At 71.7% G+C, this 14847-nt stretch carries 13 protein-coding genes; 1 reads left to right on the forward strand and 12 read right to left on the reverse strand.

Going from position 1 to position 14847, the window contains the following annotated elements; all coding sequences use genetic code 11:
• Positions 1-240: 240 nt before the first annotated feature.
• The 8 genes from IG88_RS0121630 to IG88_RS0121665 all read right to left on the reverse strand — a co-directional run bounded on the left by IG88_RS0121630 (position 241) and on the right by IG88_RS0121665 (position 7344).
• Positions 241-1143, reverse strand: coding sequence for a DUF5936 domain-containing protein (locus IG88_RS0121630; RefSeq protein ID WP_031043632.1), 903 nt, complete (start codon positions 1141-1143; stop codon positions 241-243).
• Positions 1144-1161: 18 nt separating this feature from the next.
• The gene (locus tag IG88_RS0121635; protein ID WP_031043634.1) at positions 1162-2112 is read right to left on the reverse strand and encodes a type II secretion system F family protein; all 951 of its coding nucleotides are present in this window, start codon (positions 2110-2112) and stop codon (positions 1162-1164) included.
• Positions 2113-2121: 9 nt separating this feature from the next.
• Positions 2122-3459 (reverse strand): CpaF family protein, encoded by a 1338-nt coding sequence (locus tag IG88_RS0121640; protein WP_031043635.1) that lies wholly within the window; start codon positions 3457-3459, stop codon positions 2122-2124.
• 18 nt (positions 3460-3477) lie between these two features.
• Positions 3478-3798: a TadE/TadG family type IV pilus assembly protein gene (locus IG88_RS0121645; protein ID WP_031043637.1), complete on the reverse strand. Its 321-nt coding sequence runs from the start codon at positions 3796-3798 to the stop codon at positions 3478-3480.
• Positions 3799-3925: 127 nt separating this feature from the next.
• Positions 3926-4327 carry a TadE/TadG family type IV pilus assembly protein gene (locus tag IG88_RS0121650; RefSeq protein WP_031043640.1) on the reverse strand — a complete coding sequence of 134 codons (402 nt, stop codon included), beginning with the start codon at positions 4325-4327 and terminating at the stop codon, positions 3926-3928.
• Positions 4324-5598: an AAA family ATPase gene (locus IG88_RS0121655; RefSeq protein ID WP_031043644.1), complete on the reverse strand. Its 1275-nt coding sequence runs from the start codon at positions 5596-5598 to the stop codon at positions 4324-4326. Before IG88_RS0121655 ends, IG88_RS0121650 begins: the two co-directional genes overlap by 4 nt.
• A gap of 7 nt (positions 5599-5605) precedes the next feature.
• Positions 5606-6313 carry a Flp pilus assembly protein CpaB gene (gene cpaB / locus IG88_RS0121660; protein ID WP_031043646.1) on the reverse strand — a complete coding sequence of 236 codons (708 nt, stop codon included), beginning with the start codon at positions 6311-6313 and terminating at the stop codon, positions 5606-5608.
• Between the two features lie 74 nt (positions 6314-6387).
• On the reverse strand, positions 6388-7344 hold the full coding sequence (locus IG88_RS0121665; RefSeq protein WP_031043648.1) for a hypothetical protein: 957 nt from the start codon (positions 7342-7344) through the stop codon (positions 6388-6390).
• Between the two features lie 327 nt (positions 7345-7671).
• Between IG88_RS0121665 and IG88_RS0121670 the strand changes: the two genes are divergently transcribed.
• Entirely contained in the window at positions 7672-9384 is a 1713-nt protein-coding gene (locus IG88_RS0121670; protein ID WP_031043651.1) for a chitinase, read from the forward strand.
• A gap of 789 nt (positions 9385-10173) precedes the next feature.
• Here IG88_RS0121670 and IG88_RS0121675 read toward each other — a convergent pair.
• From IG88_RS0121675 to IG88_RS0121690, 4 genes are all read right to left on the reverse strand, one after another.
• Positions 10174-11073, reverse strand: a complete 900-nt coding sequence (locus IG88_RS0121675; RefSeq protein WP_234332244.1) for a hypothetical protein — start codon at positions 11071-11073, stop codon at positions 10174-10176.
• Between the two features lie 222 nt (positions 11074-11295).
• Entirely contained in the window at positions 11296-12606 is a 1311-nt protein-coding gene (locus tag IG88_RS0121680; RefSeq protein WP_031043656.1) for a hypothetical protein, read from the reverse strand.
• A 142-nt stretch (positions 12607-12748) separates the two neighbouring features.
• Positions 12749-14071, reverse strand: a complete 1323-nt coding sequence (locus IG88_RS0121685; protein ID WP_031043659.1) for an Nramp family divalent metal transporter — start codon at positions 14069-14071, stop codon at positions 12749-12751.
• Between the two features lie 81 nt (positions 14072-14152).
• Positions 14153-14830 carry a hypothetical protein gene (locus IG88_RS0121690; protein ID WP_031043664.1) on the reverse strand — a complete coding sequence of 226 codons (678 nt, stop codon included), beginning with the start codon at positions 14828-14830 and terminating at the stop codon, positions 14153-14155.
• Between the last annotated feature and the right edge of the window lie 17 nt (positions 14831-14847).

Here is a 14847-nt window from a genome sequence, read left to right on the forward strand (position 1 = left end):
GCGTTCCTCGTGCGGGACGCTTGGGTGGGTGGTGGTGATCCGCCGGCTGGTCGTGCCGGGTGTCATGGCGTGCACGATCTCCACCTCCCTTGCGCTCGGGGACCTCGGCCTGTCGGGAGTACCAGGCAACGACTGTCCCACAGTTGGTTGCAAGTGCGAAAGGTGTTGCAGCGAAGTAGGGCGAGTAAGTCTCTGGATGGCGGTAGTTGACGTCTTGTGTTCATGTGCAGTCGCACTCCCCTACTCGCCCGTGAGCGTGCCGAAGTCCGTCCCCGAGCCCAGGATCAGGCCCGCGCCGAGGAGGATCATCGTGGCCGGGACCATGAAGGTCGTGATCATGAGCGTGGCCTTGGGGACCGCGCGGGCGGCCTTGCGGCGGGCGTTCTGGGCGTCGGTGCGGCGCATGTCCTTGGCCAGGGAGACCAGGGTCTCGACGATGGGGGCGCCCAGTTCCTCGCCCTGCTGGAGTGCCGTCACGAACATCGCCACCTGTTCCGAGTCGTTGCGCCGGCGCAGTTCCGTGAAGGCCTCCCGGCGGCTCATGCCGAGGTCCATCTGGCGCAGGGTGATGCGCAGTTCGTCCGCCCAGGGGCCCTCGTAGCGCGTGGAGACCCGGTCCAGGGCCTGGCGGAACCCGAGGCCCGCGCTGACCACCACCGCCACGACGTCCAGGAAGTCGGGCAGCGTGCGCTCGATGACGTCCCTGCGGATGCGGATCGCCGACCAGAGCCCCACCTCCGTCCAGAAGGCGCCGAAGGCCAGCAGGAGGAGGGCGACGACGTACTGGCCGCGGAGGAGGAAGACCAGGAAGCCCACGGCGCCCAGGGCGCCGTAGACCGCGCGGCGGGCGGCGTAGCGGTCGATGGTGAGGCCGCCGGGGTTGCCGGCGAGGTCGATCCTGCGGCGGTACCGGGCGACCAGGGCGGGGCCCATCAGGCGCAGTACGGCCGGGGCGTAGCGCATGCCCATGCGGTCGATCAGGGAGTGCGCCGCGCCGGTGCGGGTGGCGCCGACCTCCAGGGCGAGGGCGAGGTCGTCGGGGAGCTTGGCCTCCGCGCGGTACATGCGGAGGCCGGCGAAGACGCCCCAGACGCCCAGGGCCATCAGGAGGCCCAGAAGGACGCCGGGGAAGGGGATGGTCATCGGGGTCTGCGCCTCCTCTCAGACGTCGATGCGGGACATGCGGCGGATGAGGACGAAACCGACGGCGTACAGGGCGAAGGCGGTGATCACCGCGGCCTGGCCGGCCGGGGAGCCCGTCATGCGTTCCAGGGCGCCGTCCTTCACCCCGTTCATCAGCAGCAACGAGCCGACGCCCAGGACGGGAACGGCGTACGAGGTGACCGTGACCTGGGAGAGCTGGGTGCGGATCTCGCGCCGGGTCTCCTTGCGCTCCTCCAGCGTCTCCGTGAGGTTGCGCAGGGCGCCGACCACCTGGCCGCCCGCGCGGTTGGAGAGCACGAGGGTGGTGACGAGGACGACCAGTTCGCGGGAGGGGAGGCGGTCGGCGAGTTCGCCGAGGGCGTCGTCCATGGAGGCGCCGATGGCGAGTTGGTCGGCGACCTTGCCCAGTTCCTCGCCGGCCGGGGCCTCCAGTTCCTCCGCGGCCATGCCGATGGCGGTGCGCAGGGCGAGGCCGGCCTGGGTGGCGTTGGCGAGGATACGGGCGAGTTCGGGGAGCTGGTTGATGAACTTCTCGATGCGTTTCTGGCGTTGCCAGTTGAGGAACTGGGTGGCGATGCCGATGCCGAGCAGGCCGGCCAGGGGGCCGAAGAAGGGGGCGAGGGCCGCCTGGCCGATCAGCCACAGACCCGCGACCGTGGCCAGCATGTAGGCGAAGAACTCGCCGGGGGTCACGTCCAGGCCGGTGGCCGCCAGGCGGCGTTCCAGGTTGCGGCCGAGCCTGGTGCGGCGCAGGCGGCGGTCCAGGCCCGGGAAGCGGCGTCGGCGTCCCGTCACCGGGGTCTGTCCTGCCGCCGTGAGCCGGTCGACCAGGGCCGCGCGCTGGGCCTTGCCGGCGGCGTAGGAGTGCAGGCCCATGACCGCCAGGACGCAGGTCAGCAGCGTGATGCCGGTGGTGAGCGTGACGAGCGTGTCGAGTTCCGGTTCCATCGGGCGGTCCTACCTGGCTTCTCGGGTGGTGAGCTGGTCGGGTGCGTGGGCCACGCCGAAGGCCTGCGGGACGGGCTGGCCCGCCATGTAGAGGCGCTCGGCGGTGCGGCGCGGCAGGGGGTGGTACTCGTAGGCGCCGAGGACGTGGCCGTCGGGTGTCATCGGGCGGGCGTTGAAACGGGCCACCGTGGCCAGGCGGTACGGCTCGCCGCCGTGGCTGGCCAGCAGGGCGATCTCGGTGATGCGGCGGGCGCCGTCGGCGAAGCGGGTGAGCTGGATGATGACGTCGACGGAGCTGTTGATCTGGTCGTGCAGCGCGGCGAAGGGGATCTCCACGTCCGACATGGAGGCCAGCGTCTGCAGGCGCATCAGGGCGTCCTCCGCGCTGTTGGCGTGGACGGTGGCGAGGGAACCGTCGTGGCCCGTCGACATGGCCTGGAGCATGTCCAGGGACTCGCCGCCGCGGACCTCGCCGACGACGATGCGGTCGGGGCGCATGCGCAGCGAGTTGCGCACCAGGTCGCGGATGGTGATCCTGCCCTGGCCCTCGACGTTCGGGGGACGGGACTCCAGGCGGATGACGTGGGCCTGCTGGAGCTGGAGTTCGGCCGAGTCCTCGATGGTGATGATGCGGTCGGACTCGGGGATCAGGCCGGAGAGGGCGTTGAGCAGCGTGGTCTTGCCGGTGCCCGTGGCGCCCGAGACGATGATGTTGAAGCGGGCCTGCACCAGGGCGGCCAGCAGGTAGAGCATGTTCTCGTCGAGCGAGCCGAGGCCGATCAGCTCCTGGAGGGTGAAGGAGCGGGGGAAGCGGCGGATGGTGAGGGTGGCGCCGGTGAGGGAGAGCGGCGGGATGATGACGTTCACGCGCTCGCCGGACGGCAGACGGGCGTCGACCATCGGGTTCGACTCGTCCACGCGGCGGTTGACCGTCGAGACGATGCGCTCGATGGTCTGCATGAGCTGGTCGTGGGAGGCGAAGCGGAGGGGCAGTTGCTCGACCCGGCCGGCGCGTTCGACGAAGATCGCGTCGGGGCCGTTGACCATGATCTCCGTGATCGAGGCGTCTTCGAGGAGCGGTTCGAGGATGCCCAGGCCGAGTGCCTCGTCGACGACCCGGCGGATGAGCTGGGAACGTTCGACCGTCGACAGGACCGGGCCCTCGCGGCTGATGATGTGCCCGAGGACCCGCTCCAGGCGGGCCCGGCGCTCGGCCGTGGCGAGCGCGCTCATCTCGGCGAGGTCGATCTCCTCCAGGAGTTTGGCCCGGTAGGAGGCGACCAGGTGTCCGTCCTCGCCCCGGCTGCCGTGCTCCTCGGGGGAGTGGATGCGTGCGCGCAGGCTCATGCGTCCTCGGCTCCTCGGTCAGTGGTCCAGCGGCATGGTGGCGGACTTGCGGGCCGGGTCGAAGTCCCACCCGGGCACGATCGACGGGATGTCGACAGTGGCGGTGACCGTCACCTCGTCCCCGCCGTACGACGGCGTGCAGTGCGTGCCGCCGGCCAGCCGGCCGCTGACGGCCGCCGCGCACGCCGCGTCCGCGCTCTCGCGGAGCGAGGCGCTGCGCGCGCCCGCCCGGGCCGCGGTGCCGGCCTGCTGGGCGGTGTACGCGATCAGGCCGAGCTGTACGACGGCCATGCCGACGAGGAGCAGGATCGGGAGGAAGCCGAGGTACTCGATGGCCACCTGGCCCCGGTCCCGGCATCGGTCCCGGCATCGACCTCGGTCCCGGCATCGGCCCCCGTCCCGGCCTCGGTACCGGTCGCGGTACCGGTCGCGGTCGCGGTCGCGTCCGGCGCGGGAGTACGGCATCTCAGTCGTCCTCCTCTTCCACGGCCCCCGCGTGGCCGTGCACGGTGAACGGGATGCTGAGGGTGCCCGGGAAGAGCAGGGGGACCTCGATGCGCACGTCGGCGGTGACGTAGCCGCCCGCGCTGCCGCAGTTCACCTCGGCGCCTCCCTCCCAGGAGCCCGGGAGCTTGTCCAGGCCCGCCTCCCGGCAGGCCCCCTGCCGCGCCCCGCGCTCCGCGGCCGTCGCCGCCCGTACCGCTTCGTCGGCAGCATTCCCCGCGAGCGTGTACGTGTATCCCACGAGCACGAGTTGCCACAGCACCACCAGCGTCGCGACGATCACCGGGGTCATGCCGAGGAACTCGACGGTCACCTGGCCGCTGTCCCGGCCCCGGGCCACCGCCCGGCCGCGTAACGCGCTCACCCCGCACCGTCCTTCCGCCGCCGGAAGCCGGCCGGGCCCCGGGCGCCGCGCTCGCCCCGGTCCCCGCGGAGGCGGCCGTGGCCCTTGCGGCCCCCTTCGGGCACGCCGGCCAGGCCCAGTTCGCCGGCCAGCGCCCACAGGGCCTGCTTCACGGTGCTCCTGGCGTCCAGTTCGTGCACGCGGCCCGCGTCCACGGCACCCTGGAGTTCTTTGAAGTTGGCCGGGACCGTGGTGGCGGCGATCGCCGTGCCGGTGATCCGCTGGATCAGCGGGGGCTGGATCTCCGTGCCCCGGGTGTGCCGGTTGACGACCACGGTGGTCTCCTCCGCCTTGCGGATCTGCAGCCGGTCCCACATCCGCACCGCCCGCTTGGCACCCCGTACGGCGACCACGTCCGGGGTGGTGACCAGCAGGGCCGTGTCGGCGGTCTCCACGACGGCCGCCCCGGCGCCGCCGAGCTGGGCGCCGCAGTCGACGACGACGACCTCGTAGCGGGAGCGCAGGGCGCCCACGATCTGGCGGGCGGCGCGGTCGGTGACCTCCTCGCCGCGTTCGCCCTCGCCGGGGGCGAGCAGCAGGGCGAGGCCGCTGTCGTGGCGGAAGACGGCGTCGGCCAGGACGCGCGGGGAGAGGTCGGTGATGGCGGCCAGGTCGGCCACGGAGCGGCGGAACTGGACGTCCAGGTAGGAGGCGACGTCGCCGGTCTGGAGGTCCATGTCGAGCAGGGCGGTGGAACGGCCCGAAGCCTGGGCGGCCAGGGCCAGTTGGACGGCGGTGAGCGTGGTGCCCACCCCGCCCTTGGCGCCGCTGACGGTGACGACGGTGCCGCCGGTTCCGGTGAACACGTCGACGGCACTGCCCAGGTGCCGGCGTACGCCCGCCGACCACTGGGCGACCGCCTGGACGCGGCTGGCGAGTTCCTCGTAGCCGAGCGGGAGGGCGACCAGGCCGCGGGCGCCGTAGTCCATGGCGGCCTGGAAGAGGCCGGGGCCGGGGTCGGAGGTGACGAGGATGACGCCGACGGCCGGGAAGCGCAGGGCGACCTCGCGGATCAGCTCCAGGGCCGGCACCGGGCCGATGCGCTCGTGGACGATCACGACCTCGGGCAGTTCGTCGACCGACTCGGCGGCGAGGCGCGCGAGGGTGTCGACGAGCTGGGTGGAGTCGGCGACCGGGGTGACCGGTTCGGCGTCCGGGAGCCGGCCGAGCAGCGACGTGAGGGACCGTACGGCGTCCGGGTCGCCGACTGCCGGGAGGATCCTCGTGGCCATGCGGCTCTCACTTGTCCTTCGCGAGTTCGTACGTCCGGTCCTTGTCGGGGACCGTGGTGTCGCCGCCGGGGGCCACCAGCGCGAGCCGGACGCGTCGCGCGAACGACTCGGCGTAGGTGAGGCGCTGGGCGTCGAGGGTGGACAGGGCGAAGGTGATGGGGACGGCGTCGGTGGTCCGGCGGTCGCGGCTGTCCGCGTCGGGCTCCAGCGAGGTGAGTTCGCCCACGTCGATGACCTTGGCGTTGGTCACGACGATCTTCGACTGGTCGGGGTCGCCCTCGCGTTGGCCCTCGAAGGTGGCGTACACGTTGACGGTGGCGCCCGGCGTGATCTTCCCGGCGACGCCGGTCGCCGCGTCGATCATGATGGCGACCTCCTGCTGCCCGGGCCGCAGGGCGGGCGTGTCGACGATCATGTCGGTCTGGAGCAGCGAGCCCGCCTTCAGCCTGGTCACGGCTATCTTGCCGCGGACCTGGGACAGGTCGGTGACGGCGTTGTCGGACAGCCAGCGCTCGGGCATCCCGATCTTCTCGAACTGCGCGGCCCCGAGCTGCGTGTAGGGCTCGATGTCGGACTTCAGCCGGTACGCGGTCACCTCGGGACCGACCTTGGACTTCACGTCGTTGACGACGGACAGCACGCCGGCGAACGCGCCGAGGGCGCAGAGGACCGACAGGATCAGCAGGACGATGCCGCGGCGCTGACGGGAGTTCATGGGCCGTGCAACCTCATCGGGGGGGTGGTCGGACGTCCGGGTGGACGGGGGCTGGTGGGTGGGGCGCTGGCGATCTACCCCGTCAGGGCGCGTCTCTCACGCCGGCGGCCCAGGGCGGGATCGCGGCGGTGGCCCAGCGCGCGCTCCCTGCCGCCGCCGCGGGGTCCGCCGGAGGCACCGCCGTGGTCGTCGTGGACCGGCGGGGTCGCGGAGCAGAACACGCAGCGGTCGCCGATGACGTCGATGCCGCACCAGTGGCAGGCGCTCTGCCGTACGGAGGCGACCAGTTGGTAGAGGACCGAGAGGTCGGGGAGGTAGGCGCAGAACTCGGTCAGCCGTCCCGTCCCCCACCAGTGCGGGGACTCCGCGGGCAGCTCCGTCTCGCGCAGCCCCTGCACGCGCCAGGCCGGGGCCAGGGTGCCCGTGACCCAGTCGGACGGGAGCTGGCCCTTGGCGACCAGCAGCGAGGTGCCGAACTCCGGTCCGGTGAGGGCGGCTTCGGGGCCGATGCGCACCAGTTGCGGCTCGGGGTGGGCCACGACGCCGAACTGGCTGCCGGGCACCCAGGACCTGGCGTGCGCCTTGAGGTCCACCGGCACGCGGTCGAGCCGGGTGACGGAGCCGAGCAGGGCGCCGGCGTGGATGTAGTGGGTGAGCAGGCGGCCGGCGGAGGCGAGGACACCGGGGCCGAGGTCGCAGGAGGCCAGTTGGCGCAACTGGCGGGCCAGCACGGCGATGCCGAGCGGCGGCAGGGGCGGCCGGAACAGCGCGACGCGGTCGGTCTCCAGGAGGGCCCGGACGGTGTGCAGGCGCCGCTCGACGCCCTTCGGGACGGCCTGGGACAACACGACGATCACGTGCCCGCACTGGTCGACCAGACCCTGCAGCTCGGCCAGCACCTGGTCCAGGGGTCGCCGGTCGACGTCCTGGAGCACGGCCGCGGGCAGCGTCCGTTCGTCCTGCGGCGGCAGTGCCAGGTCGGCACTGGTCACGGCAATGGCAGTTGGCACGCGCGGCTCCCCGTCTCCCATGCCCGTCGGACCGCCGGTGTTGCTCCGGCACCCCCGGATGACTTCACTGCGTGACTACGTGAGCACTGTATCCACGCGCCTGTGACGGGAGAACAGCGTTTCTCCAGCTCTGGAACAACTTGTGCTGCACAAGGTGCGCCAAAGCAGGACAGGTTGAGCATTTTCGAGCGCACATCGGCGTCCGCCTGGCGGCTGCCGTCCGTCCACCACCCGCCGCGCACTTGGTCCGTACCTACCTCTTGACACCCTCAATTGGTCTGGACCACCTTGTAGTTCAGCGGTGGCCACCGTCCCCCATCCCGCCCCACTTCCCCACCGGAGGCAGCAGTGGACCCCGTACGCAGACGGCGCGGCAGACGTCTCGGCACCTTCTCGGGCGCCGTCACCGCCGCACTGGCGCTCGCGTTCACGGCGGTCGGCCCGGCATCGGCCGCCGACGTCAACAACGCCAAGAACGCCGGTTTCGAGTCCGGTCTGAGCAACTGGACCTGTTCGGCGAACAGCGGCGCCACCGTCGCCTCCCCGGTGCACGCGGGCTCGGCCGCCCTGAAGGCCACCCCGGCGGGGCAGGACACCGCCCGCTGTTCCCAGAGCGTCGCGGTGAAGCCCAACTCGACGTACACGCTGAGCGCGTGGGTGCAGGGCGGCTACTCCTACCTGGGCGTGACGGGCACCGGTACGACCGACGTGTCGACCTGGACGCCGGACTCCGCCTCCTGGAAGCAGCTCAAGACCACCTTCAGCACCGGGTCCTCGACGACCTCGGTGACGGTGTACACACACGGCTGGTACGGGCAGGCGGCGTACTACGTCGACGACCTGTCCGTCTTCGGCCCCGACGGCGGTGGCGGCGACGGCGGGAACCCCGACCCCACGGCCCCCGCGACCCCGGCCGGCCTGAGCGTCTCCGGTACGACGCCGAACTCGGCCTCCCTCACCTGGAACACGGTCTCGGGCGCCACCGGTTACCACGTCTACCGCGACGGCACCAAGGTGACCGCGGTGACCGGCACCTCCGCGACGGTCACCGGTCTGGCGGCCTCGACGTCGTACTCCTTCCAGGTGACGGCGGTGAACGCGGCCGGTGAGTCGGCGAAGTCGGCGGCGGTCACGGCCCGCACCACGGCGCCGGACGACGGCGGGGGCAGCGGCACCCTGCCCAAGCACGCGGTGACCGGCTACTGGCAGAACTTCAACAACGGGGCGACCGTCCAGAAGATCTCCGACGTGCCCTCCGCGTACGACATCATCGCGGTCTCCTTCGCCGACGCGACCACGACGCCGGGCGCGGTGACCTTCAACCTCGACTCGGCCGGGCTCGGCGGCTACACCGTCGACCAGTTCAAGGCGGACGTGCGGGCCAAGCAGGCCGCGGGCAAGAAGGTCATCATCTCGGTGGGCGGCGAGAAGGGCACCGTCTCGGTGAACAGCGCCTCCTCCGCGACGAACTTCGCCAACTCCGTGTACTCCCTCATGCAGGAGTACGGCTTCGACGGCGTCGACATCGACCTGGAGAACGGTCTCAACCCGACCTACATGACCCAGGCCCTGCGCGCCCTGTCGGCGAAGGCGGGCCCGGACATGATCCTCACCATGGCCCCGCAGACCATCGACATGCAGTCGACGCAGGGCGGCTACTTCCAGACCGCGCTGAACGTGAAGGACATCCTCACGGTCGTCAACATGCAGTACTACAACAGCGGCACGATGCTGGGCTGCGACGGCAAGGTGTACGCCCAGGGCACGGTCGACTTCCTCACCGCCCTGGCCTGCATCCAGCTCGAGGGCGGTCTCGCCCCGTCCCAGGTGGGCCTCGGCCTGCCGGCCTCGACCCGCGCGGCGGGCGGCGGGTACGTCGCCCCGTCGGTGGTCAACGCCGCCCTGGACTGCCTCACCAAGGCCACCAACTGCGGCTCCTTCAAGCCGTCGAGGACGTACCCCGACCTGCGGGGGGCGATGACCTGGTCCACCAACTGGGACGCGACGGCGGGCAACGCGTGGTCGAGCGCGGTGGGCGCGCACGTGCACGCCCTGCCGTAGTCCACGGCCGACCGGCTCCCCCGCCCCGCACGAGTGGGCGGGGGACGCCCGTGCACGGCAGGGCACGGCACAACCTGAGCAAGGTGGGGGCGTCGGACGGCGTCTGGGCCGGGAGGTCGGCCTTGAGGGTTTCCAGTCACGGGTCCGGAGGCTCGAGGAGGAAGCCGCCTCGGCCGCTCAGGAGGTCCCGTCGGTCCACCTCCTCGACTCCTGCAGCGAGCGCCTCGCACACATCGGCCGGACCACCGCCGGCGCCGGAATCAGCGCCAGGGCCACGCCGGCCGCGACGCGCAGTCCCGTCGCGTGCAGTTCGCCGTTCGCCGTTCCCCGTCAGGAAGAGCAGGAACACCACCGGAATACCGATGAGCCACGGACGCGTCCGCTGCCGCGCCGGCGCACCGTAGTAGTCGACGACGATCCGGGCGGGCAGCGGCCAGCGCGCACTCCCGGCGGCCGGCCCTTCTCGGGGCGCCGGGAAGGCTCTTCCTCGTGCGGGCGGCGCGTTCCCTCGCGTCCGGCAGACGCCGGAAGACGAAGAACGGCGTGCCGGAGTCACGCAGGTCCGGGTCCGGGCCGGAGTGACGGAATCCGTACTGCTCGGCGATGTACGCGAACCGAGTGCCTCGGCTTCCGCGAACTCCGGAAAGGACATCCGGTTCCCGCCCTCCCGCTGCCTGGCCGCGCTCCGGCTGCTCGACGGGCTCGATCGATCAGGAGCGAACGCGAGGACCAGTGCCAGGCCGCGGTGGGCTGCCCCGCGCTCGTCTCGCCAAGGCGGTTGCGCCAGGCTCAGCCGCCTCGCTCCATGGGCTCGCCCGGCAGGAACTTCTGGCGCACCCAGAGGCTCAGCAGCACCGTCCCGCCCACCAGCAGCGGCACCGGGTCGCGGGAGTCGGGGGCCAGCACGTGCCCCAGGGCCATGACGGTGCAGACCGTCAGGGGAACGAACGCCGCGGTGCCCTCCATCCCCCAGCGCAGCGTCGGCCGGGCCGTCCCCAGGACACCGGCGCCGCCGGGCAGCCACGGGCCGACGGCGATCACCAGCAGGCCGGCGGTCTTGCATCCGGCGACCTGGGCGGCGTCCACCCCGAGCCGGTGCGGGCCGACCGCCCACAGCTGCATGGTGTCGCCGAGCAGTATGAGAGCGAGTCCGACGACCCCCGCCCACACGGTGGCCCTCCGGTCACTGCGCACGAGACGGCACAGGGCCAGCAGGAAGCTGAGGAAGACCAGCTCGGCGGCCCACAGGAACCCCACCATCCCCTCCCCCAGCCGCCAGTGGCCGCCGGCCCCGCGCAGCAGGACCCACCCGGCCATGAACACGGCACCCGCCGCGACGACCCCGTCGAGCACCCTCCGCAGCAACACGGGACGGCCGGCGCCGGCGTCTGCCGCGACCACCAGCCCGGCCGCCGCCAGGCCGACCGCCAGCGGCGCCCCGACGGCCACCACCGGCCCCAGCAGCGGACGCGCGTCCGGACCGGCGGCCGAGGGACGCACCGAGAGCGCGTCGGCCAGCAGCCGGTACCCGCCCCCGGCCACCGCCGAACCCGCCAGCAGCAGCAGTCGCGTGCGCACCCGTCCACCGGCCCACCGCGCGCGCAGCGCCAGCGAGGCCGCCACCAGACAGCAACCGACGGACGGTCCGAAGGACATCGTGCGCGCCACCGCGCTCTCCAGCCCCGACATCGGGTGAGCCTTTCGCCAGTCCTGCTCCCGAGGGCCCTCCCCGCGGCCCGCATATGCCGTCACCGAACGTAGAAGACGGACCACCGGCCATGAGGCGGGCGACCGGCCCGTTCACCCGTACCGCGTACGAGAAGGGACCTCCGGCCTTCGCCGCGCTGACGAAGGCCGGGACGCGACGGGCAGGGCGCCCTCCGCGGTGGGCGCGGTGCCGCGGACTCGGAGCTAGATCCGCTCCCACTCGGACTCGGATTCCTCCGGCTCCTGGTCGGCTTCCGCAGTCCTGTAGTCCTTCGGAAGGTTCAGCACGAGGTTGCCGTCGAAGCCCTTGTAGAACCTGGCGCCGGGGGCCTCGGCCTTGATCCTGCCCTCCACGTAGGCGCGGGCCTGGGCATGGTCGGCCAGCCACTTCGGCATGATCCAGTTGCGGAAGAGCATGCCGTGGGCGCCCGAGGCGACCACTTTGTAGTGGTACTTGCTGCCGATGAAGCGGTTCGCGGCCTCGAAGGCCCACTGGCAGGCCGCGCAGGCCAGCTTGACGCCGCCCATGTCCACGGTCTTCGTTCCGTCCTCGGGCTTGCGCGGATTGGCCTTCCAGTGGGCGATGTGCTGACCGAGCAGTGTCATCTCGGCGTGCTGCGAGCCGGTCCTGCCGCCGTTGTCGTCCCCGACGCGGGAGCCGCTCCAGTCGGGGTTCTTCAGGGCATGGGACACGGCGCCCAGTTGCGGCCTGTTGTAGTTGCCCGCGAAGTAGTCGCCGGCCTGCATCGCCCGGACCTTGTTGAGGTCCTTGTCCATCCGCCTCTTGCCGTAGGCGCCTATGTCCTCGTTCTGCACGTCCGCGAGTTCCCCGTTGACGTTGTCCCGCTCTTCCTCGGTGACGTGGTGCCGGCCGGTGTTGCCGGCCATGCCCAGCCGGCCGTCCGGCATGACGGAGGTCGCCAGGTGCGGCGTGCCGTCCCGTCGGATCTGACTCATTCCGAGGCGTCCCAGCCGGTCCAGCATGCGCAGCTCGGGAGAGCGGCGGTTCGTGCCCGGGCCCTTCGTCCTGCGGTACGTGCGGACCTTGTACACGGGGACCTGGTCGACGCCGGCATACCGCTTGGCGGCGAACTCGGCCTCGAGCTTCGGCTTCAGGAGGTGGCGTTCCCCACCGTGGGCGGGGCGCATCGTCTCCGCGTCGGGCTGCCCGCCCTCCCACTTTCCGGTGGTCGCGTTGAACCACTCGGTCGGCTCCGCCTGCTCCTTCGGCCTCTCCGCCCCGGGGCCGGGCGCTCGCTGGACCGTGGGGGTGCCGGAAGCCGCGGCGTCCGCGCCCGTGCGGCCGTGACCGCGTCCGGCACCGTGCCGGTGCCTCGATTCCTCGACCACACGGGTCGCCGCGGTGTTCCCGACCGCGCGCTGAAGGGCCAGGACGGCAGGAGCGGTCAGGTGGCCGGACTGCGGCTCCGGACGCCCGATCGCCGGTCTGCCGCCTGCCGGTGCACTCTTGCGGGTTTCCTTGCCGAGTGCTTCGGGCAGGTCCTGCGCGCGCAATGGGATTCCTCTCGGGACCCGGAACGTACCTCTTTTTGCTACCGCACCGGAAGGCTCCGGGCCAGAGCGGTTCGGGCAGGGCATGTTCGCCGGCCGCTGCCCTTCCGTCCGTTCGTCGCTGCCCGTTCGGGCACGCCCGGGGCTAGAAGAACTCCCCCCACGGCTGGTCCCAGATCTGCTTCACGCACAGGACCAGGAACAGCAGCCCCGCGACGGTCAGCATGCCGTTGCTGAGGCTGCCGTTGCGCCACTCGCGCGGGGTGCGGGAGGAGTTGAGGAGCCACATCAGGGTGAGGGCGAGGAAGGGCATGAAGGCGGCACCCAGGACGCCGTAGATGATGATCAGGCGGAAGGGCTCGTCCTGGAAGAGCAGGATGATGGGCGGGAAGGTGAGCCACAGCAGGTAGGCGCGGAAGGCCCAGGAGCGCTCACGGCGGCCGGAGGCCAACTCGTCGGCCCTCGCCTCGCGTTCACCGCGCCGGCGGGCCAGGAAGTCGGCGAACATCAGGCTCACGCCGTGCCAGACGCCGATCAGGGAGGTGAAGGAGGTGGCGAAGAAGCCGATCAGGAAGAGCTTGCCGGTGGCCGTGCCGTACTCCTGCTCCAGGATGCCGCCGAGCTGGATCAGGCCCTTGTCGCCGCTCGCGATGGCGATGTTCGCCGAGTGCAGCAGCTCGGCGCCGACGACGAGCATGGCGATCACGAAGACGCCGGTCGTGGCGTAGGCGACCCGGTTGTCCAGGCGCATGACCTTCATCCATCCGGTGCTGGTCCAGCCCTTGGCGTTGACCCAGTAGCCGTACGCGGCCAGCGTGATGGTGCCGCCCACGCCGCCGATCAGGCCGAGGGTGTTGAGGACCGAGTCCTTCTCGTCGGGGAGGACCGGGAGCAGGCCCGCGAAGGCGTCGCCCAGGTTGGGCGTGACGCGGACCGCCAGGTAGACGGTCACGACGAACATGACGCCCACCAGGACCGTCATGACCTTCTCGAAGACGTTGTACTTGTTGAACCAGACGAAGACCAGTCCCACCAGACCGCACGCGATGCCCCACCATTCCAGGCCCATCACGTCCGGAAAGAGGGCCTGCAGCGGCAGGGCGCTGGACGACATCGCCGCGGCACCGTAGACGAAGCCCCAGATCACGGCGTAGACCGCGAAGAACCACGTGGTCCAGGAGCCGAGGGCGGCCCAGCCGTCGAAGAGCGTGCGGCCGGTGGCGAGGTGCCAGCGGCCGCACGCCTCGGCGAGGGAGATCTTCACGAGGCAGCCGATCACCGCGGCCCACAGCAGGGTGTAGCCGAAGTTGCTGCCCGCGATGAGGGTGGCCACGAGGTCGCCGGCGCCCACACCGGTCGCCGCGACGACGATGCCGGGACCGATGTGGCGCCAACTGGACTTGCGGGGGGCCGTGTCGGCACCGCCCGTGACGCCTGCGTCTGAGGTGTTGCCCGTGGTGTCCGCCATGGGGGTCAAGAAAGCCCATGGCCGCCGGTGTCACAAGAGGGCGTGCACCGATCTTCACCCGATGCGCCTAACCCGATACGCCTACTCCGCGCGGGCGTTGGCCTCCTCCTCGGCGTCCTTCGCGCCCTGCGCGTCGCTCCCGGCCTTCTCGGGCTTCTCGGGCTTCTCGGGCTTCTCGGGCTTCGCCGGTTCCGTTTCGTCCGTGCTCCCGGTCTCGCCGTCCTCGAAGTACGCGTCGAGGACCTTGTCCAGGGCCGACTCCCACTCCGGGAAGCGGCTGCGCGAGGTGGCCTCGATCTCGATCGGGTACCACCGGCGGTCCGACGTGTGCACCGTCACCGTGAACCGCTTGCCGAAGCGGCCGGTCTCCGTCTCGACGGCGCCGACCTCGTCCCAGCGGAAGTCGCAGCTCTGGTCGTCGAGGGAGAGGCGTACGCCCTTGTGGTCGGCGACGATCCGGGCGCGGCGGTCGGACGCCTCGAAGACCGGGCCGTCCACGGGGGCCTCGTCCTCCGGTTCCGCGGCGTCCGCGTCGGCCGTGGCATCCGCGTCGGCCGGGGTGTCCCCGGCGGACGGTTCCTCCGCCGGGGACGCCGAGGGCTCCTCGGTCTCCGCGGCGGCGTCCTTGTCCGCCCGGTCCTCGTCGCGTTTCACGTCCTCCGGCCCACCGGACACGGGTGCGGTGAGCCCGGGGATGAAGGCCGGGTCGAATCCGGCGCCTTCCAGGGGCTGGCTCGTCGATCCTCTGCGCTGCTCCACGCGGGCAGTATGGTCGA

It is taken from the genome of Streptomyces sp. NRRL F-5650, assembly GCF_000721365.1.
In the GTDB taxonomy this organism is placed as follows: domain Bacteria; phylum Actinomycetota; class Actinomycetes; order Streptomycetales; family Streptomycetaceae; genus Streptomyces; species Streptomyces ardesiacus.

Coding starts and splice junctions, on each gene's coding strand:
- IG88_RS0121630 (WP_031043632.1), bottom strand. CDS start 1,143: ATGACCATCCCCTTCCCCGGCGTCCTTCTGGGCCTCCTGATGGCCCTG.
- IG88_RS0121635 (WP_031043634.1), bottom strand. CDS start 2,112: ATGGAACCGGAACTCGACACGCTCGTCACGCTCACCACCGGCATCACG.
- IG88_RS0121640 (WP_031043635.1), bottom strand. CDS start 3,459: ATGAGCCTGCGCGCACGCATCCACTCCCCCGAGGAGCACGGCAGCCGG.
- IG88_RS0121655 (WP_031043644.1), bottom strand. CDS start 5,598: ATGGCCACGAGGATCCTCCCGGCAGTCGGCGACCCGGACGCCGTACGG.
- cpaB (WP_031043646.1), bottom strand. CDS start 6,313: ATGAACTCCCGTCAGCGCCGCGGCATCGTCCTGCTGATCCTGTCGGTC.
- IG88_RS0121665 (WP_031043648.1), bottom strand. CDS start 7,344: ATGGGAGACGGGGAGCCGCGCGTGCCAACTGCCATTGCCGTGACCAGT.
- IG88_RS0121675 (WP_234332244.1), bottom strand. CDS start 11,073: ATGTCGGGGCTGGAGAGCGCGGTGGCGCGCACGATGTCCTTCGGACCG.
- IG88_RS0121685 (WP_031043659.1), bottom strand. CDS start 14,071: ATGGCGGACACCACGGGCAACACCTCAGACGCAGGCGTCACGGGCGGT.